The organism is Paenibacillus chitinolyticus, assembly GCF_045038035.1.
Classification (GTDB): domain Bacteria; phylum Bacillota; class Bacilli; order Paenibacillales; family NBRC-103111; genus Paenibacillus_F; species Paenibacillus_F chitinolyticus_A.
The window spans coordinates 2,763,981-2,783,134 of record NZ_CP173427.1; the positions used below are offsets into that span (position 1 = coordinate 2,763,981).

Annotated in this window: 17 protein-coding genes; 11 read left to right on the forward strand and 6 right to left on the reverse strand. The window is 49.7% G+C overall.

Annotation, left to right across the window (positions count from 1 at the left end):
• Nucleotides 1-134: 134 nt before the first annotated feature.
• Nucleotides 135-1,367, forward strand: coding sequence for a cytochrome P450 (locus ACI48J_RS12555; RefSeq protein ID WP_405083009.1), 1,233 nt, complete (start codon nt 135-137; stop codon nt 1,365-1,367).
• A 92-nt stretch (nt 1,368-1,459) separates the two neighbouring features.
• The gene (locus ACI48J_RS12560) at nt 1,460-2,221 is read left to right on the forward strand and encodes an SDR family oxidoreductase (RefSeq protein WP_405083010.1); all 762 of its coding nucleotides are present in this window, start codon (nt 1,460-1,462) and stop codon (nt 2,219-2,221) included.
• Between the two features lie 375 nt (nt 2,222-2,596).
• On the opposite strand, the gene ACI48J_RS12565 is transcribed toward ACI48J_RS12560, so the two are convergent.
• Entirely contained in the window at nt 2,597-3,901 is a 1,305-nt protein-coding gene (locus ACI48J_RS12565) for an erythromycin esterase family protein (RefSeq protein WP_405083011.1), read from the reverse strand.
• A gap of 573 nt (nt 3,902-4,474) precedes the next feature.
• On the opposite strand from ACI48J_RS12565, the gene ACI48J_RS12570 reads away from it, so the two are divergent.
• The 4 genes from ACI48J_RS12570 to ACI48J_RS12585 all read left to right on the forward strand — a co-directional run bounded on the left by ACI48J_RS12570 (nt 4,475) and on the right by ACI48J_RS12585 (nt 8,287).
• Nucleotides 4,475-5,053, forward strand: coding sequence for a TetR/AcrR family transcriptional regulator (locus tag ACI48J_RS12570; protein WP_405083012.1), 579 nt, complete (start codon nt 4,475-4,477; stop codon nt 5,051-5,053).
• A 552-nt stretch (nt 5,054-5,605) separates the two neighbouring features.
• Nucleotides 5,606-5,788 carry a hypothetical protein gene (locus ACI48J_RS12575; protein WP_405083013.1) on the forward strand — a complete coding sequence of 61 codons (183 nt, stop codon included), beginning with the start codon at nt 5,606-5,608 and terminating at the stop codon, nt 5,786-5,788.
• A gap of 217 nt (nt 5,789-6,005) precedes the next feature.
• Nucleotides 6,006-6,773: a class I SAM-dependent methyltransferase gene (locus tag ACI48J_RS12580; protein WP_405083014.1), complete on the forward strand. Its 768-nt coding sequence runs from the start codon at nt 6,006-6,008 to the stop codon at nt 6,771-6,773.
• A 485-nt stretch (nt 6,774-7,258) separates the two neighbouring features.
• On the forward strand, nt 7,259-8,287 hold the full coding sequence (locus tag ACI48J_RS12585) for a lytic polysaccharide monooxygenase (RefSeq protein ID WP_405083015.1): 1,029 nt from the start codon (nt 7,259-7,261) through the stop codon (nt 8,285-8,287).
• A gap of 342 nt (nt 8,288-8,629) precedes the next feature.
• Here the strand turns inward: ACI48J_RS12585 and ACI48J_RS12590 are convergent, their stop codons facing one another.
• On the reverse strand, nt 8,630-9,277 hold the full coding sequence (locus ACI48J_RS12590) for a DUF2306 domain-containing protein (protein ID WP_405083016.1): 648 nt from the start codon (nt 9,275-9,277) through the stop codon (nt 8,630-8,632).
• A gap of 53 nt (nt 9,278-9,330) precedes the next feature.
• A complete protein-coding gene (locus tag ACI48J_RS12595) occupies nt 9,331-10,365 on the reverse strand; it encodes a DJ-1/PfpI family protein (protein ID WP_405083017.1) in 1,035 nt (344 codons plus the stop codon).
• 168 nt (nt 10,366-10,533) lie between these two features.
• Between ACI48J_RS12595 and ACI48J_RS12600 the strand changes: the two genes are divergently transcribed.
• Both ACI48J_RS12600 and ACI48J_RS12605 read left to right on the forward strand, forming a co-directional pair.
• Nucleotides 10,534-11,244 carry a response regulator transcription factor gene (locus ACI48J_RS12600; RefSeq protein ID WP_405083217.1) on the forward strand — a complete coding sequence of 237 codons (711 nt, stop codon included), beginning with the start codon at nt 10,534-10,536 and terminating at the stop codon, nt 11,242-11,244.
• A complete protein-coding gene (locus ACI48J_RS12605; protein WP_405083018.1) occupies nt 11,222-12,553 on the forward strand; it encodes a sensor histidine kinase in 1,332 nt (443 codons plus the stop codon). Before ACI48J_RS12600 ends, ACI48J_RS12605 begins: the two co-directional genes overlap by 23 nt.
• Nucleotides 12,554-12,659: 106 nt before the next feature.
• On the opposite strand, the gene nagA is transcribed toward ACI48J_RS12605, so the two are convergent.
• The 3 genes from nagA to ACI48J_RS12620 form a co-directional block, all read right to left on the reverse strand.
• The gene (nagA, locus tag ACI48J_RS12610) at nt 12,660-13,805 is read right to left on the reverse strand and encodes an N-acetylglucosamine-6-phosphate deacetylase (protein ID WP_405083019.1); all 1,146 of its coding nucleotides are present in this window, start codon (nt 13,803-13,805) and stop codon (nt 12,660-12,662) included.
• A complete protein-coding gene (locus ACI48J_RS12615) occupies nt 13,795-14,589 on the reverse strand; it encodes a DeoR/GlpR family DNA-binding transcription regulator (RefSeq protein WP_405083020.1) in 795 nt (264 codons plus the stop codon). Before ACI48J_RS12615 ends, nagA begins: the two co-directional genes overlap by 11 nt.
• A 231-nt stretch (nt 14,590-14,820) precedes the next feature.
• Nucleotides 14,821-15,834, reverse strand: a complete 1,014-nt coding sequence (locus tag ACI48J_RS12620) for a LacI family DNA-binding transcriptional regulator (RefSeq protein ID WP_326050158.1) — start codon at nt 15,832-15,834, stop codon at nt 14,821-14,823.
• 390 nt (nt 15,835-16,224) lie between these two features.
• Here ACI48J_RS12620 and ACI48J_RS12625 point away from each other — a divergent pair, with 390 nt between their 5' ends.
• Genes ACI48J_RS12625 through ACI48J_RS12635 form a run of 3 tightly spaced genes read left to right on the forward strand, consistent with a single transcriptional unit; the run spans nt 16,225 to nt 19,153 of the window.
• A complete protein-coding gene (locus ACI48J_RS12625; protein ID WP_405083021.1) occupies nt 16,225-17,361 on the forward strand; it encodes an ABC transporter substrate-binding protein in 1,137 nt (378 codons plus the stop codon).
• Nucleotides 17,362-17,377: 16 nt separating this feature from the next.
• On the forward strand, nt 17,378-18,313 hold the full coding sequence (locus ACI48J_RS12630) for a carbohydrate ABC transporter permease (RefSeq protein ID WP_405083022.1): 936 nt from the start codon (nt 17,378-17,380) through the stop codon (nt 18,311-18,313).
• A gap of 15 nt (nt 18,314-18,328) precedes the next feature.
• Nucleotides 18,329-19,153, forward strand: a complete 825-nt coding sequence (locus tag ACI48J_RS12635) for a carbohydrate ABC transporter permease (RefSeq protein WP_405083023.1) — start codon at nt 18,329-18,331, stop codon at nt 19,151-19,153.
• Nucleotide 19,154 lies beyond the last annotated feature (1 nt).

Genomic DNA, 19,154 nt, shown 5'->3' on the forward strand with positions numbered 1-19,154 from the left:
TAAATCTTAGTCCCTATTATCGGGGGCTTTTTTATTTGGTCTTAAGATGCATATATAAATAGGGGCGAGTCGTATAAAATGGAAATCAAGAGTTAATTGTTTTAGCTCTAAACAAATGGAGGTGCCGTCTTACCATGTATAAAGAAGTGGTTTCCATTCAGGACATTACCGGTTTTAAAACCAGAGCCGAAGAGTTTTTCCCGCTCCATTGGTACCGGCGGATGCTGTCCGACGCCCCTGTTTATTATCATGAAGGTACCGATACGTGGAATGTGTTTCGGTATGACGACGTCAAGCAGGTAATCAGCAACTCCGAATATTTCTCCAGTGAAGGCACGCGAACAACGATAGCGGTCGGAGCGGACAACAAGGAAGGGTCAATCCCGGCAAAAGTCAACATTTCGAGTGTCGACCCGCCTCAACATCAGAAAAATCGCTCGCTGCTTTCAGCCGCTTTTACACCCCGCAGTTTAAAAAACTGGGAGCCGCGCATCCGGCATATTGTCCAGCTGCTGCTCGATAATATGGAGCCGCATTCTACCGTCGATATTGTGCAGTCGCTGTCGGGTCCTTTGCCTTCCATGGTAATGTCTGATTTGCTCGGGATTCCTCTGCAGGATAGTCACCGGTTCAAAAATTGGGTCGACATTCTGTTCCAGCCCGTGAACAAAGAGAACGAAAGGGAGAGCGCGGAGAGAAAGCGGACGGCAGCCAAGGAGTATTATCAATTCTTGTATCCGATAGTAATGAAGAAGAGATCGGATCCCGGCGAAGATATTATTACGGATTTGTTGAACGTGGAGTCGGAGGGCGAACGGTTTACGGAGGATGAAGTCGTCCGGACGACCATGCTCCTGCTGGGTGCGGGAATCGAAACGACAAGCCACTCGATATCGAGCGCCTTTTATTCGTTTCTTCATGATGACAAGATGCTGTACGAGGAGCTTAGGAGTGACTTGGATCTCGTCCCCAAAGCCGTTGAGGAAATGCTTCGCTACCGGTTCCATATTTCCAAGCGGCACCGTACGGTTAAACAGGACAACCATTTGCTGGGCGTAGAATTGAAAAAGGGCGATCTCGTCATTGCCTGGATGAGCGCGGCAAACTTGGATGAACGTGTGTTTGAAAATCCGTTCGAGCTGAACATTCACCGCAGCAATAACAAGAAGCATTTAACCTTCGGAAACGGTCCGCACTTCTGTCTGGGAGCGCCTCTTGCCAGGCTTGAATTGGACATCGCGCTAAGGGGGTTTCTGGAAAGATTCCCTCGTATCGAACCCGTCGATTCGTTTGAGCTGGAGCGTAATCTTGTGACTTCCGCTCCCGGTCAGTCTTTGACGCATCTGCCTTTACGAATCGTTCGGTAATCCCTGCCGTTATCGTAATTTGACAAAGCCTCTGCCGCATCTCTATAATTTAAATGAACACCTGTTCAATAACTTTTATGGAGGGACTCCTCATGAGGCTGGAAGGTAAAGTTGCGGTCGTCACCGGCGCCGCATCGGGCATGGGCAAGGCGATTACGGAGTTGTACGCGAAAGAAGGAGCTAAAGTCGTCGTTTCCGATTTGAATATCGAAGGCGCGGAAGCGGTGGCGGCAGCTATTCAAGCGGGCGGCGGCGAAGCGGTGGCGGTAAAAACCAACGTTGCCGAGCTGAACGATATTCAAGCGATGATCGATACGGCCGTCAATAAATACGGAACACTCGATATATTGGTCAACAATGCCGGCATAATGGATAATATGGCGGCAGTCGGCGATGTAGACGACGACAGATGGGATCTTATTTTCGACATTAATACGAAAGGCGTTATGCGCGCGATCCGTAAGTCGATTCCGATCTTCCTGGAGAAAGGAAAAGGCGTTATTATCAATACGGCTTCGACCGGCGGTTTCAGCGGAGCGCATGCAGGCGCAGCTTATACGGCTTCCAAACATGCCGTCATCGGCCTCACCAAAAACACGGCTTTCATGTACGCGCAAAAAGGCATTCGCTGCAATGCGATCGCACCGGGCGCTACGATGACGAACATCGCTTCGACGATCACCAACGTGAACGAGTTCGGCGCTTCGCGAACGAAAGTAACCCAAGGCGTTATCCCTCGTGTCGGGCAAGCGGAAGAGATCGCGCAAGTGGCGCTATTCCTCGCTTCCGACGAATCGAGCTTCGTGAACGGCGCGGTTATCGCCGCGGACGGCGGCTGGACGGCAGGTTTTTGACCTCAGCGGAATTTTAAAAGCGGCATCCTTTAACAGACACAAATACAGGTGAAATCATTGATATTGAGCCTGGTAATGAAGAATGGTTGCTAGAAGTTTTGGAAATGTTATTGAGCCAGACATTGCTGCTCCCGATCATGCCGCTGGCAGTACAAGTCTTTGATCTTCCACATCGAAGCGGGTTTAGACTGCTCGAGCGAGCGATTATGATACCGCAAGCTCATATCAGGAGGAGGGGGAGGTTGCAGAGCGCCAGCACGTCTCTAACGATCGAGGAGCAGTTTTTCAATGTTATTAAGGATCGCTGGTCCGTCCGCAGCTATGATCCCAAAGTCAAGATTTCGCGGAAGAAATGAACGAAATCTTGCAGCTGAGTTATACTTCTTCCGCAACCGGCTTAAGGATAGGCAAAGGCTGGAGAGCCGTAGTCCTGTCGAGATGAACAAACGCATCATAACGGTCCTTCATGCTCGAAGGTACATAATTTCCGAATCGCTCGTGAGTCGGATCGTAAACCACCCCGATAGCACGGTGGCCAATGATCGTCTGGAGCACGGAGGATGCCTCGGAGAGTATGACCATGCCGTCCCGTCCGCCCCCGGCCCGGTGCATATAATCTTCCCAGCTTCCCGGTTGTCCGGGCGGTACGGTCATTTTCTCCACCGAAGCTCCCCAGGCGCTTCCGGCCAGCACCTCGCCTTGATAGGTGCCGAAGCCAACGGCAAACACCCGGTATTCCGGATCTTCCCGCAGCAGTTGCCCCACATTGACCATGCCCTCCCGCGCCATATCCGTCGCCCGAGCATCCCCGATATGCGTATTATGCTCCCAGACAATGGCTTTGGCGGAGGACCCGTAATAGGACATAATTTGCTTCAGCGATTTAACCATATGCCGGTCCCGCACATTCCAGGACTGCGGTCCGCCTCGGACCATCGTCCGATAATAGGCCTCCGAGCTGGAAGTGACCAGCATATTCACCTCCGCATTCAATCCTTCCTCGCTGTCCGGATGCGCCATGCGCCGGCTCTGCATCTGCTTCAGCAGTTCAACCACTTCATCTTCACAGCTCTCCGAGAGCAAGCCGGCCGCGATACCATACGACTGATGGTCCCTGTTGTAGGGATCGAAGCAGGCGTAAGTCCGGCGAGCCTGTTCCAGCTGTGGAGACTGGGTCTTTTCCAGATAGCCGATAATGGCCTCCATCGATTCCCACAGCGAATACATGTCTATGCCGTAAAATCCAACCTTCTGCCGCTCGCTGCTGCCCCCGTGACTTGCCGTATTATGCGCCTTCAGCCAATCCGCGAAATCACGGATCTCCGTATTCGCCCACATCCAGGTCGGCCAGCGGGTAAAATCGCCGAGCGCATCGGCTGCCGAGGAATCGGCTCCTGCTATTCCTTTGACATACCGGTTCATCCGGTAAGCGGCGGGCCAGTCTCCTTCGACGGCGATGATATTGAAGCCCTTGCTTGTAATCAGCCTCTTAGAAAGCTCGGCCCGGATCCTGTAAAAATCCGATGTTCCATGGCTCGCCTCGCCGAGCAGCACAATATTTGCGTCTCCAATGGCTTCAACCATCCGGTCGAGGGTTTCCATTTCGTCCAAAGGGATAAATAAGGCACTCAGCTCTTTCAAATAGGCATTTTGCCCGGTTGTTCGATCATTGGAATTCATGAGGCAGTTCCTCCTATTGTCTGTATGAGTGAATTATTTCCGATTTATCTAATCATTAACCGCAAACGGCTCGCGCATAGTGGTACAGGATCTTTAATGTTAGTACGGGAAGTTACATCGCTCCTAGTTAATGAAACAGCTAACAAGCTCTTTTCTCAAATCTGGAGAAAGGGGCTTTAATGTACTCAAAATTTTAAAATAAATAGAGTTGGAGCCACACATGTCTGGGCGATTGCTGGAGTACTCCTACGCAAAATCATAAATAGATATTGGCGTTTCACCTCATGAGAGGAGAGGTCCAGTCGCTCAAGAAAATTGAGTCGGCTGCACCTTTTTTTCGTTTATAATTAAGGCATCATAGAGAAAAAAAGCACATATACCTTGTTACGAGGTGAACGACGAAGAGAATTGTATCGCCGCTATTGTTAGATTGGACACGAGAAGAAATGAATATATTATCCATATAGATACGAAAAGCGATTCCGCTGACATTACAGTTGAAAACGCCTGAAGCGGTGGACCCGCTCAACAGACCGGCTGGTTGCAGCTTTTTTTATAAGGAGAACAACTTCTATGAATGAAACCGATTTAAGAGTCATAAAGACGAAGAAAGCGCTGCATCAAGCGCTCCTAGCCTTGTTAAGAACAGAATCGCTCGAAACGATCACCGTGTCCGCTCTCTGCCGCGAGGCTTCCGTAAACCGGGGGACTTTCTACTTGCATTACACAGACATCGGGGCTTTGTTCGATGAGCATCTCCATTTTTTGCTCCAAGATTTGGAGGAATCGTATAACGAGCCTTACCGGCATGTGGTACATGTAAACCCGAGCGAACTCGACCCTTCGACGATTCGTATCTTTCATCATGTGAAGAAATTCCAGCCGTTTTACGAGATCGTATTCGAGAAAAAGTCGCCGCTGGCTTACTATTATTCCTTGTTAGAGAAAATAAAAAGCCTGATGCGGACTAACTCGCAGGTTTATCCTTTGGGAGATAGAGATCTCTCCCTGCTGGTTGCTTATCAGGCCAACGCGATTATGGGCTTGCTCCTTCAATGGAGCGAAGACGGCTTTGCCCGCAGCCCGGAATATATGAACGAACAGCTCACTTATTTTTTAAGGAAGCCCGGTAATGGTTCGTTCTCCGAATAATCTTCAGCGGACGGCCATGCATGATTCGATCACCCGGAAAATTCGGCCGGATGTGATGGGAAGCTTGAGCCGCAGCTGATTCGGCAGGGAGGGGGATTAACACGTCGTCATCTGTGATCACGATACCGGGGAGACTCGCCTGCATCGTAGCCTATCCGAAAGGCGGCGCCCTTATCGAATACGAGCTCAGACTGGACTAGTTCGGTAACATCTTCGTCAGGATGTGTACGGGCAATCAGGTCGGTTGCCTGCTCATGAAGCTGATCCAGTCGTTCCCGGGTCTTCCTGATCACCGGTGACAGACGGTTCATATCCGCCTTGGCGTGTACATCGGCTCTAACGGATAGTTCCTTGTCCTTATAACGAAATGCGGTTCAATAGGAACAAAACGAGCTGGCGCATTGAAAAGCATCCATTCCTTTGACCATATGATTCGGCTCAACGGTCAGATTATCGTCCAGCCGTTTCAGACTGCAAATCGGAATATTCTTGACAGGTTCACACAATCGAAGTTATTATAGATTCGTAAAGTCTTTAAATAGAGTGAAGAAAATGAAAGATTCAAAAGCGACGAACTATGGCTTCATCGACGATTCGCCGCGCGTTATCCACCAGGCGATGTTCACTGCCGAGGAAGCGATGGAGCGGCATCCGAGTTACATCGTTATGACCGGTTTTGCCGATCAAGCTGTATTGTCCTTGTTAGTACAACGGGCAACATTAAGCCTTGAATAATTACAGATATAAAATATTTACGAAGTACATGAAGGAGATTGCTGCCGGTGCGACGGACGGACTACCGAAGTGGAGTATACTCTGCCGGGGATTCTGTCTATGTGACGCCTTCCCGATTGTTTCATACCGCAACCTCCGGCAGCAAAGCAGCGTTGGTCGCTGATGCGGACCTTACGGAAGAGAATTTCCAGTTATACAAAAAAAGGAGACAACACCTATGTGCAGCGAACTTTCTAACAACCACTTGAATCCGAACGTGGATCAGGATAATCCGGATTTCGTCGTCAAACCGGGAGCGGAGGTCTTGTCCCTGCTGCTGCCGCAAACCGGAGAGCGAATCCTGGACGTAGGATGCGGGAATGGGGACCTGACGGCGAAGATCGCAGCCGCGGGAGCGGTACCCACAGGTATCGACCTATCGGAGGAGATGGTGAGAAGGGCCGGACAGAAGTATCCTGAACTGAACTTTCTGGTGGAAGACGTTCGTCATTACCGGACAGATGTCCGATATGACGCTGTGTTCTCCAATGCGGCCTTGCATTGGATCAAGGATGCCCCCGCTGTCGCCCGCACCATCTGGCTGGCTCTCCGAGAGGGAGGGCGATTCGTTGCCGAATTCGCCGGCAGAGGCAATGTCGCCGCGCTGACCACCGCCATGGAGCAGGAGCTGGAAGCTCGTGGTTATACGTGGGCGGGACGTAGTCCGTGGTATTTTCCCACCATTGGCGAATACGCCAGCCTGCTGGAGCAGACCGGCTTTCGCGTTATGCTGGCACAGCACTTCGACAAGCCCACTCCGCTCAAGGGAGATACGGGAGTTCGGAACTGGCTGGATAAGTTCTCCGACTACTTCTTCCGGGACGTCACCTCGGCTGACAAAGCGTCCATCTACAGCGCCATCGAGGCAAAAGTTAAGCCGCACCTTGACCGGGGAGGTCAATGGATGATCGACACAAGCCGGTTACGCATCGTTGCCGTCAAGTAACCCATGATTGAAGTCGTGCCGCCCTATGTGCTGAATACCTCCCGGATTATCAACGTTCAGGAGTGAAGAACACCAGTCCGTTCTGAACCGCTTCACACAGGTGAAGGTTTGCCTTGCGCATAACCGGGTCCGACGATTTTCCGACGCCGAGGAAGTCCGATTTGAGAGAAAGTGAAGGCAGCGGAAGCTTCGGCTGGAAGCATCCTCCACTGAATCCTGAACCCTGGACCCTGAGCGGCATCGCGTGTTTCAAGAAGGTGTTATATTACCGCAGAAAAGGAGACATTCCGTTACAGGGTCTCCTTTTTTTGTTAAAAAAAATCATTGTGATATGCTTTGATCCGGCTTATAATATGGAAGATATGCCCATGCATTTCCTGTTTCTACTAAGGCTTGCTGCTAGACTTTTAAGGGAGGTGATATCGTTTAAAACAACGAAATGTAAGCGCTTTTGACGCTCAAAACCCAAATCTGAGGAGGAATGAATGATGAATTTGGCTTTACCGAACCACGCATTGCTGCACAAACTGGTTGCCGCATGCGGAATGCTGCTGATGTTCGCTTTACTGATGGTTTTGTTTCCCGAAACCGGCTCGGCTCACGGGTATTTGGATGTTCCCGCCAGCCGTGCGCTTTTATGCAAAAACAACGTGAATACGGATTGTGGAGGAGCCTCTTACGAGCCCCAAAGCGCCGAAGCGGGCAAAGGCTTTCCTAACGGAGGACCCGGCGACGGTCACATCGCGAGCGCCGGCAACACCTTCCCCAAACTGGACGAGCAAACCTCGACACGTTGGAGCAAAGTTCCTATGAAGGCGGGCCCGCAGGCTTTCAAATGGCAGCTGAACGCCGCCCACGCTACAACGACCTTTAAATATTTCATCACCAAGCCGGGCTGGAATCCGAACGCCCCTCTGACGAGAGCTTCCTTTGACTTGACGCCTTTCTGCCAAGTGGATCTGAACGGTGCAAGCCCTAGCAACTATTACACCACGAATTGTAACGTTCCCGAGAGAACCGGTTATCATGTCATCCTGGCTATCTGGGAAGTCTCCGGTGCGCCTACCGCTTACGTCAATGTAGCGGATGTAGATTTCGGCGGAGGCAGCGCACTCCCCGCTCCGGCGAATTTGGCTTCCACAGCCGTAACGGACAACAGCGTTTCCTTGAGCTGGGCATCGGTAGCGGGAGCGGCTAGTTATCAAGTATACCGCGATAACGTTGCGGTAGGCACGACAACTTCGACCTCCTACACGAACACGGGCTTGTCGAGCGGCACTTCCTACAGCTTTACCGTGACCGCTATCGACTCCTCGGGCAAAGCATCTCCATCCTCTTCCGTAGTGACGGTCAAAACGACGGGCGGCAGCACAACGACGTATCCGGCCTGGAGTGCGACTACGGTTTATGTAGGCGGAAACAAGGTATCCTACAACGGTGTCAACTATGAGGCCAAATGGTGGACACAAGGCGAAACACCGACCGGCACCAACGTATGGAAGGTCATTCCTTAACGTTTGCGCAGCAAGCCCTGGAGACTGAAATCTCCAGGGCTTTTTTTGCATGGATATGGAATTCTAAGCGAAGCGCTTGCCGGCTGCCATGAAAATATCCTGAAATCGCGTGAGGAATGGATAAACTGCTTGGTTTCAGCTTCACACGCTTAGTAGAGCAGCGGCGCGTCTTATTTCAGGTTTTTAATGATATCGCCGGCTCCATCAAAGAAAAGATCGGGCAATCAGGAAGCGACGGACAAAACGTTTTCTTGGTTTATCGAAGCATAGGGGTTCGCACGCAAGAGATTTAAGTTTATTAAGCGCGTTCGGCATAATGTTGGAGGCGGGCGGGACCTCTTTTTACCGAATTATCGTAAATTCTCGGGGTTGACCGTACATTCTGATGATGAACTCGGGAACGGCCAGCAGCAGCACAACGGAGCCGTAAACGCCAATCGTATAACTGGCCGCGTAAGCGAAACCGAATCCTTGATAAAAAAGAGTAGCAATGAGATGAATGAGCAGGTTCGTAAAACAAAAGGCGTAACTTCGGATCATCCAGTTTCGGTGCCGGGCGATCCTTTTCTTTTTGATTTGAACGAGCGCCATAATGGTCATGAACGGCCATATCAAATTTAGCGCATTAAACCCCATACTGGTTATTTTTCCACCGGTGGCGTAAGGTGCCATGTACCCGGAAGTCAGCACGACAAGAAGGACGGACACCAAATAAACGTAGCCGTTTAGGCGATGGAATTTGCGGTTTTTTTCCAGGAGCCGATTAGAAAAGTTAAGCAGTCCCGCCGCCATGGCGATGCAGGCAAATGCAACATGAACATGCATAACGTTTAACCAGACGGGTAGATTAAGCTCGCGCTTCAATCCGGTTTTATGGCTTAAAAACCCTTGAGCTCCGGGCTCTATCAAATAATTGTTTGCTAGGGCATACAGGATAAATGCCACACTGACACAGGCCAATAGGATATATAATGTTTTTCGTATTTTCATCTGCTTTGCAACCCCCGCTGCACTATTTATTTGCTCTCATCCATCATTCCGGATCAGGAAATCCGTCTGCCTGTTAATTTGCTTCCCGGTAACATCCCGGCCTTGGCGGTTCCGGTCATATCATCCCCGTGGGCGGAAACTTCGAATTTCAGATTTAGGCGCATCGGTTTCGTGATCCGCAGCAACCAGGTAAGCCTGTTGCCTTCCAGTGCGGGGTTCAAAAATTCGACCGTTTCATTGCCCTGAGTCGCCTTCCCTTGGATCATTCCGTTCCGTACGGTTATGGAGAGCTTAACCTGCATTTTTCCGACAGGCGTAGCGATTGTCGTATCCCAATTCCCGTCGAAAACAGATGCCTGCGGGCTTGTGTTAACCGGAATGGCGTAAGCTATTGGCTCTTTGTCCGCTTCGGTGTTCGGTTCGTGTCCCGCCGCCGCTTTACGATTGTCAGGCGCCATACCTGCTTCTCTCCAAACCGTCCCCCTCCGTTCAAACTCGAACAACTGCTCTACCGCGTGACTGATACGAGGTCCGAGCTCACGTTCCACCAAGTAAAGAGCAACATCGAGTCCGGAGGTTACGCCGCCGCCGGTAACCAAGTTGCCTGCATCAACGACACGTGCCGGGACGGGAATGGCCCCTGTTGCTCCGAGTAAATCCATACCCAGATGATTCGTTACCGCCGGTCTGCCTTCCAAGAGTCCTCCCATGGCCAGCAGGAGAGAACCGCCGCATACCGTAGCGACGATGATGTCCGGCTGCAAGAGTGCCCGCCCGATCATACCGGGCAGCTCTGTATTCAAGGCTCGGCCCAGAATAGCCGGAATCGAGTCGGGGCCGTCTCCGTCGACGTCGCCGGAAGCGCCGGGAACGAGAATGATTCCCGCTTGACCCGGGTTCAGTCTGCCGCTCGCTTCAATTTTCAACCCGTTGATGCCGCTGGGCACTGATCGGGGCCCTTCAGCAGTGACCAATTTTACGCTTAACGCATGTTCGGCATGCATGGCAGCCGCACAAAAAACTTCATAAGGCGCGATAACATCCAGAAGGTCGAAGCCATCAAATAAGACAATTTGAACGTTTAACATAAATAAACATCCTCCTAAGCTGTGTTCTCAACAGAATCCTAACAAATGAATCTCTCAAAGGAAGCGGCAAAAAAATCACAAAACAATAAACAATTCATCACAAAACATAGGGGGTCATCTGTTCTCGCACAAAAAATGATAAACTGGGTGGTGAAGGTGGGATATTTCATGCATGAATCAAATACGATACTCGTCGTAGACGATGATCAAAGTATCGCTGAACTATTGAGGGATTTTTTGGAAAACGAAAATTTTCACGTTCTTACCGCTTGCGATACCGCTGAAGCTTGGGCTTTGTTCGAGCAGAGCGCCATCGACGGGATTGTTCTTGACATCATGATGCCCGGCCAAAGCGGGTTTGAGCTGTGCCGTCGGATTCGGAAGGAGAGCGAAGTGCCGATCCTTTTCTTGAGTGCTCGCAGCGATGATGTGGACAAGATTCGAGGACTGACTCTAGGCGGCGATGACTATATCGTCAAAACGGCTTCACCCGGAGAGATTGTCGCCAGGGTAAAAGCCGTGCTGCGGCGTACCGCATCAAGTCGGCAGCCGGAACGAAAAATTTTAGATTACGGCCGCATCAAAATGAATTTGTCCACCAGAGAAGTGGTTGTGGAAGGGAAGAACGTTGTGCTCACACCGAGGGAATACGAGCTGCTGCAGCTGTTTTTTGAGCACCCTAGACATGTTTTTACTTATGAACAATTACTTGCAAAATTTTGGGATGGTGTGGGCGATAAGCATACGATTCGGGTCCATCTCAGCCGTCTCCGCGAGAAAATCGAATCCGATCCTAACCATCCGCTGTACCTGATAAATGTGTGGGGAGTAGGGTATCGCTTCGAGGGAGGACAAAATGAAGACGCTTCGCATTCGTAAGTTTACTATCCTTTGCTTTTTGTTCATCCTGTTGTTGCCATGGATCTTCTTTTTGACAGCTCACTTTATGGAAACTAACACGTTTAGCTTCGCAAAAAGTCAGTCGCAAAATGAGACACTGCAAAAACAATTGAACGAGACGATGCATCTGATCGAAGCGGGCAAGGACAAATGGTCGGATACCGATTGGCAAAACCAATTACATCGAGAGCTGCTGAAAGCGAAGATGGATGTGTCTATTCAATCCGCGTCCGGTCAGGAAGTTTATCGGTCTAACCCGGAACGCCGCGGCGCTTTGTCGTCTGCCGAACGATTTTCTGTCCTAGAAGACGGTCAATTGCTGGGAAGAATCACTTTTTATCTGCCCAAATCCAATACCGTTCAAATGATTGCAGCTCTTGCCGGGCTCCTTCTGGCTTTCTTTATTGTCGGGATGGAAATGAGGCGATTCCTCCTTAAACCCCTCGAGAGACTGAGTGTTGCAGCAAGACAAATTGCAGCAGGGGATTGGGAAGCGCAGCTACCCTTGTCCAGGATTTCTGAAATCGCCGAAGTACGCGACAGCTTTCAAAATATGGTGATGGGACTTCAAAAATCATATCGGAAACAGGTAGAATTGGAAGAAGAGCGCCGATTCGTAATTTCTGCCGTCGCGCACGATTTACGGACTCCGTTGTTCGCCTTACGAGGTTATTTGGATGGGTTGGAGCAAGGGATTGCTCAATCACCGGAAAAAATAACTAAGTATATAAGAGTTTGCAAAGAGAAATCGGCACAATTGGATCGTCTGGTAGAGGACCTTTTCACCTTTACCAAGATGGAGTATTTGGAGACGAAACTTGACAATAAAACGGTTGATTTTAGACTCATACTCCGGAAATCGCTTGACAGTCTGAGACCGTCGGCAAGGCAAAAACACATCTCGATCTCCGACTATTCTGCGGACGGCTGCATCCTTAACGGAGACACCCACTTATTGGAACGCGCCATGAGCAATCTTTTGGATAATGCCGTGAGACATACACCCTGCGATGGTGAAATTGTCGTCCATTGTTACCCGGACGGGAATAAAATAAAATTTACGATACGCGATTCGGGGCCGGGCTTCTCTCCTGAAGAATTAGAGCGCGTTTTTGAACCGTTATATCGTGGCGAAAGTTCCAGAAATCGTTCGACCGGGGGCAGCGGGCTGGGGTTAACCATTTCACAAAGAATTGTCAGGCGGCACGGCGGCGACCTTGCCGTCAATAACCATCCTGAGGGGGGAGCCCTGCTGGAAGGCTGGATTCCTGCTTCAGGTCCGGATTAAACATGGAGCCGGAAAGTCGTAGAATATGACGGCAATCCCTTACTTCACCGGGAGGAACGGGATTGCCGTTACAGGAGGGCGTCAGCTGAGTTTAAATGTCGGTTAATTAGACGATAGAGCCTTTAATCATTGTCCATTGGACTTGAAATTGTTCGTCTAACAAGACAAGGTCGGCATCAAAACCCGCGGAAATCTTGCCTTTAGCAGCAAGTCCTAATAGCCGTGCAGGTGTACTTGAGGCCATTTTAACCGCATCCGTTAAAGAAATTCCGGTATCTACGGTTAGACGAAGTGCCTCATTCATCGTAACCGTACTGGAAGCTAAAGTCCCGTCCTCAAGGCGCGCTACACCTTCGGAAACCGTAACGGGATGGCCGCCGAACATATATTTCCCGTCACCGAGCCCCATGGCTTGCAAAGCATCTGTGATAAGTACCATGCCATCCGGTCCTTTAAGACGATGCATCATTCGAACGATCGCCGGATGCAAATGAATGCCGTCTACAATCGCTTGGAGGCTTACATGCTCTTTTTCAAAAGCGGCTACAACCAGGCCGGGATCCCGATGATGAATCGGACGCATGCCGTTGAAACAATGCGTAACATGGCTGGCTCCTGCTTCAAAGGCCTGCTTGGCCTCCTCGTATGTGGCATCCGAGTGCGCGACGGCGATAATTACGTCCCTTTCCTTCAGAAATGAGATGAGTTCCATCCCGCCGGGTAATTCGGGAGCTATTGTAACCATCTTGATCAGCCCGTCCGCTTCGTCAAAAATTTCTTTCATTTCAGCAAGATCCGGATGTCGTAAAAACCGTTCATTCTGCATCCCTTTACGTTTCGGATTCAGATAAGGACCTTCTAGATGAAGTCCGGCGATTTTGGCCCCGGCTTCATGCCCTGCGACACGCTTCGCACTGCGAATCATGGCTATTAAGTCTTCCATCGTTGAGCTGACGGAGGTGACCAGAAACGAGGTACAGCCCGTTGCCGCACAAGCCCGCGAAACCTCCTGAATACTCGTCTCGCTTCCATCCATCATATCGAAGCCGTTGGCGCCGTGAATATGGACATCGATCATGCCCGGGATTAATAAGCAGCCTTGACCGTCCATAAATTCATAGTCGCCCTCCGGAAGAGCAGATAGGGTATTTTCTATCCGTTCAATAATTCCGTCTCGTATCCAAAGTGTGGCAGACATAACGGAGTTATCTTCTTGAACCACGTTTACATTGTGTAAAATTTTAAGACTCATCTTTATTTTCCTCCTTGTAGTTGTCTTTCTCCTCACATTGTATAAGCGTTATATTTTTATTATGAAGTACTTCTCTAATAGCGAAGGGCACTTCTTGATCGGTAATCAAAATATCTACAAAATCAAAATCCATCCGATAAACCGACTTGCTTGTAAACTTCGTAGAATCTGCCACAACAATGACCTGATCCGATCTGCGGGCCATCTCTTTTTTAACCGAGACATCCTCTTCGTACGGAAAATAAAGCCCATCCGCTCGTATAGCCGTTGCTCCGATAAATGCCTTATCGGCTCTTAATTCCCTTAGCTTCTCGATGACGGAAGGTCCGTATAACAACCGGTTTTTGGCATGTAAATAGCCGCCGAGCACATAAACCTGCAGATCTTCCCGACCGGATAGAATCCCGACAATGTCTATGGAGTGCGTGACCGCCGTAATATGTTTAGCTGAAATTTGCTCGGCTGCGGACTGTACCGTAGTGGATACGTCGAGAATGACGGTTTCGTGATCTTGAACTAGTTTAGCCGCTAACTTCCCGATTTTTCTCTTGCTGTCTGTTTCGTCAATTAAACGTTCCTGGTAGGTAGCTATTTCTTTCTGCAATTGCGGGAGAGCGACACCTCCGTGTGTACGAATAACGACCCCTTCTTGCACTAATTTAACAATATCTCTTCGGGCCGTATCCCTGGATACATTTAGAAGCGAACAAATATCCATAACACTCATCGCGTGATGTTTATTAATATAGTCGAGTATTTTCAGTAATCGTTCTTCTTGATACATCGTTTTCACCTCTTATAAGTAAATTTATCATAAAATTTAAGTATTTCAATAAAAATTTTAAGTATGTATAAGTATTATGTGGATTTCCCTAAATCAGCAATATGAAAATTAAAAAAACAAGCCATCCTTCGCTTTAGCCCAGGATGGCTTGTTTTATGTGAATAAACGGATCGGCCTTTAAGACAAAGTTTCGCACCGATCTTAGCGAGTTGCGTTGTGCTCGTCTTGAAGCTACCGCAAACGGCGGTCGCTTGACTGCCGAAATAAAGGATGAAACGGCAGCAAAATCTTGACGGGCAGAGGATACGGCGTCTGCATTTCCTGAAGGAGCGTTCTTGCGGCGACACTTCCGATTTCAAAGGTAGGAATATGGATGGTGGAGAGAGGAGGAACCGTGTAACGGGAAGGCTCGTTGTCGTCAAAACCGATAATGGCGAAATCTTGCGGAATTTGATAGCCCTTCTCGGAAATGGCGCGCATAGCCGCCATCGCCATAATATCGCTGGCTGCAAAAACCGCTGTAGGCAGGTGGCCGCGATGCTCGTCGATGTAATTCAGGACGAGACGGTAAGCCTGATCCGGTTCCCACTCGGCGTTAAGCACGTACTGCTGCTTAACCGCCAAACCGGCCTGCTCCAGTGCCAGCTTATAACCCCGGTAGCGCTTCTCCCTCTGGAATTCTCCGGACAAGCCGGTGCCCCCGATAAACAGGATGTCCTTGTGGCCCTGATCCGTTAAATGTTTGACGGCCGTACGAGCCGCTTCTACCCGGTCATAGGAGATGGTAGGAATGTCCGGGGCGGATACGTCGATTCCGACGATATGCTCCACGTGCTTGCGGATATCGTCATACAATTGTTTCTCGATGCCTTCGATAATAATTAGGCCTCCGATTTGATCTTTGTGGATGACTTGCTGCAAAATTTCAGGTTTTTGCAAATCTTCTTGCGTATAAGTGAACGCAATCTGATAGCCGTGAAGAGCTAACTCTTTCTCTATTCCCTCGAAAATAACGGAAAAGTAGGGATGGTAGCGCCGTCCCTGCATCGTGGAAACGATACAGCCTATTTTCTTCACCGGCTCTTGTGCGGGAAGCTTGACCGTGTAGCCCAGATCATGGGCAGCGTCCCAAATCTTCCGGCGTGTTTTGCTATGGGAAGCGCGGCTGGTATCGTCGGCCAGAACACGGGAAACCGTAGAGATAGAGACGCCAACCCGGTCCGCTATATCTTTTAGTGTGGGCATGCTATGACCTGCCTTCATTTCATCTAAGAATGAACGAACAAAAATTCTTACTCTCTATGTTAAGGAAAATAAAAACGCAGGTCAACTGAAAAAAAGAAGAATGGAAATGCAAATTACGATCAATAAAATGCAATTAAAATGCAAAATAATTATTGACGTTCCATTTTTGTGGAGGTATTATTTTTATATGGACGGAAGAAATTCCAGGTAAAATAAAAAGAAAGGGGTTACAATTTGAAAAATGTCCGCTTTTTTTCATTTATTTCTCTTTTATTTGCGATAATTATCCTTTCATCTTGCGCAAATGATATAGAAACGACGGCTGACAATTCTGCAAATCCGGACGGAAAAGTCAAACTTGTTTTTTGGAGCCATCAAGAAGATGCCTTTATGGATGCGTATAAAAACTTGATTGCCGCTTATCGGACAGCGCATCCGGAAGTAGAGATCGACTATCAATCCTTTCCTTACGATGTTTACCCTCAGAAGCTAAAAGCTTCTTTCATTGCCAAAAATCCTCCGGACATCGCCGAGATGTTCGGCACCTGGGTTCCCGTCTACTCCACGAACGGTCTGCTGGCGGAAATACCGGACGGCGAACGGCTCCGGGACGGCTACTACAAAGCCCCGCTAGGGGGATACACATGGAACGGGAAGCTTTACGGACTTCCTCTCGAATTCAATATCGAAAACGGCGGCATGCTGATTCATCCGCAAATGTTGAAAGAGAGGGGGATCGCCCGGCCTCCTTCCACGTGGGAAGAGCTGGTGGAGAGCGCCCGAAAGCTGACGGTGAGGGACGGGAAGGGCATTAAGGTGAAAGGATTTGATTTTGTGTCCGGCGACAATATCACCTTCACGTTCTTGTCCATGATTTTGCAGCAGAACGGGAAGTATTGGGGCGATAACGATCATGTGAATTTCCGGACGCCGGAGGCGAAAAAAGCGATGCAAGCACTAGTCTCGCTTATCAAAGACGATAAAGTCGCGGATCTCACGACGTTCGGCGGCGAGCTGGACACCTCCGACTATTTCTTTCAGGGAGGTTCGGCGATGACGTATCGCGGACCCTGGTCCATAGCCGCCGGTTTGAATACATACAAGGCAGACGACTTCGAGTATGTGCCGGTGCCGTCTTTCACGGCAAATCCGCCTTTATACGCGGCCGAATCCGGCTGGGGACTGGTAGCCGCACAAAAAAGCAAGCAGCGGAAAGCCGCCGTCGATTTCATCGAATTCGTTTCTTCCAATGAGAATCTGCTGCAGTGGAATCTGAGCACGTTTACGGTCCCCGCCAAAAAAGAGGTGGCCGAAAATCCGGAATTTCTCAAGGCTAATCCGTTTATGAAAACTTCGCTGGATATTTTGACGCTGGGAGAGTGGATCGGACCGGTTGCGGACCGGGATTATTTCTTCAAAGTGATCAACGATCATTTTCAATTAATGGCAAGCGGACAGGAAACCGTCGAAGCCGGTCTGAGCGGCATTGAAAAATCAATAAACGACAATCAGGATCAACACAAATGATCGGAGTGATCGGAGTATGAATCTTGAACCGGCAGCAGGCAGAACCCGAAAGATTCCACCGGCAGCCCAACCTAAAGGCCGAAAGAACGCGCGCGCGTTTGTTTATTTGTCGCTGATTCCAATCCTGCTATTATTCGGCGCATTCGCTTTTCTTCCGATTGGCTGGAGTCTCGGGCTGTCCTTTTTCAAATATAATCCCCTCAGCTCCAACACGACGTTCATCGGTGTGTCAAACTACGCGCGGATGCTGGGAGATTCGGTCTTTCTGAAATCGCTCTGGGTGACGGTTAAATTCGTGGTCGTTGCCGTTGCGGTGAATATAGCCATCACCCTGCTCATTGCGGTGGCCATTCAGCGGCTGCAAACAGGATGGCTGCGAAATTTGATGCGCACGGTGTTTTTTCTGCCGACGATCGCCCCGCTTGCGGGAACGGCTATCGTATGGAGCACGATGTTCAATTATAATCACGGCCTGTTCAACATGCTGCTTGAAAAGCTGCATATGGCGCCCATCCAATGGCTGAGCGACCCGCATTATGCGCTGTATTCCGTCATTATCATGACGTTGTGGGCGGACATCGGCTACAATATCGTCCTGTTCATCGCCGGAATCGATTCCATTCCCGGGCTTTATTATGAAGCCGCTCTCTTGGACGGAGCGAACCGCTGGCATTCATTCCGGTATCTGACGCTTCCGCTTCTGCGGAGAACGATGCTGTTCGTATCCGTGACTACGGTCGTCTCCTATTTTCAGGCCTTCGCCCAATTCCAAATCATGACTAAGGGAGAACCGTTTAACGAAACGAGAGTAATTGCCCTGCACATTTACGAGATGGCTTTCTCCAACTCCAACATGGGCTATGCGTCGGCGATGGCGACTGTTTTCTTGATGATCATTCTGGCCGTGACCGTCCTGCAGCTTAAATGGGGCCGCACGGATTGGGAACATTGAAGGAGGCTCCGATAGATGCAACGTAGAAACAGATGGCTGGACGGAGCGATTCTGACCGTACTGGCGGCTGCCGGTTGTTTAATGCTGCTGCCTTATCTCTGGATGGTTCTGTCTTCGCTGAAAAGCAATATGGAAATTGTCTCCGGATCGCACACCTTGTTCCCGCAGGAGGCAAGCCTGGAGGGATATCGAACGGTGCTTATGGACGCGCCCTTTGTAAGATGGCTGCTAAACAGCACGGTGACATCTGTCGTCATTACGGCAGCGACTCTTTTTACGAGCGCGCTGGCCGGTTATATTTTCGCCAAACATGAGTTCAAAGGTAAAAAGATCTTGTTCCTGCTCATTCTGGCCACGATGATGATCCCGTTTCAGGTCGTCATGATTCCGACTTATTTGATCACGGCCAAACTTGGTCTCGTCAACCAGCTACTGGCGATTATTTTACCGAGTCTGGTCAGCTCGTACGGTGTTTTTCTCGCCAAGCAATTTATCGAGGACATCCCGAAGGATTTGCTCGATGCCGCCAGAATAGACGGTGCGGGGGAGCTGCGGCTGATGGTCCGAATTATTACGCCGCTTATTTTTCCCATGCTGTCGGCGCTTGGCATCTTTACCTTCATGAACTCATGGAACAACTATTTGTGGCCGCTTATCGTTTTGGACGACACCCGAAAAATGACGGTGCCGCTGGCCCTCGTTTATTTTAACGGAACGCATACGGTCAATTATAACGTCGTCATGTCGGCGGCCGTTCTTATCACGATTCCGGTGATTATCGTATTTCTCATTTTCCAGAAGCAGTTTATTAAAGGCTTGACGATGACCGGCATGAAATAGA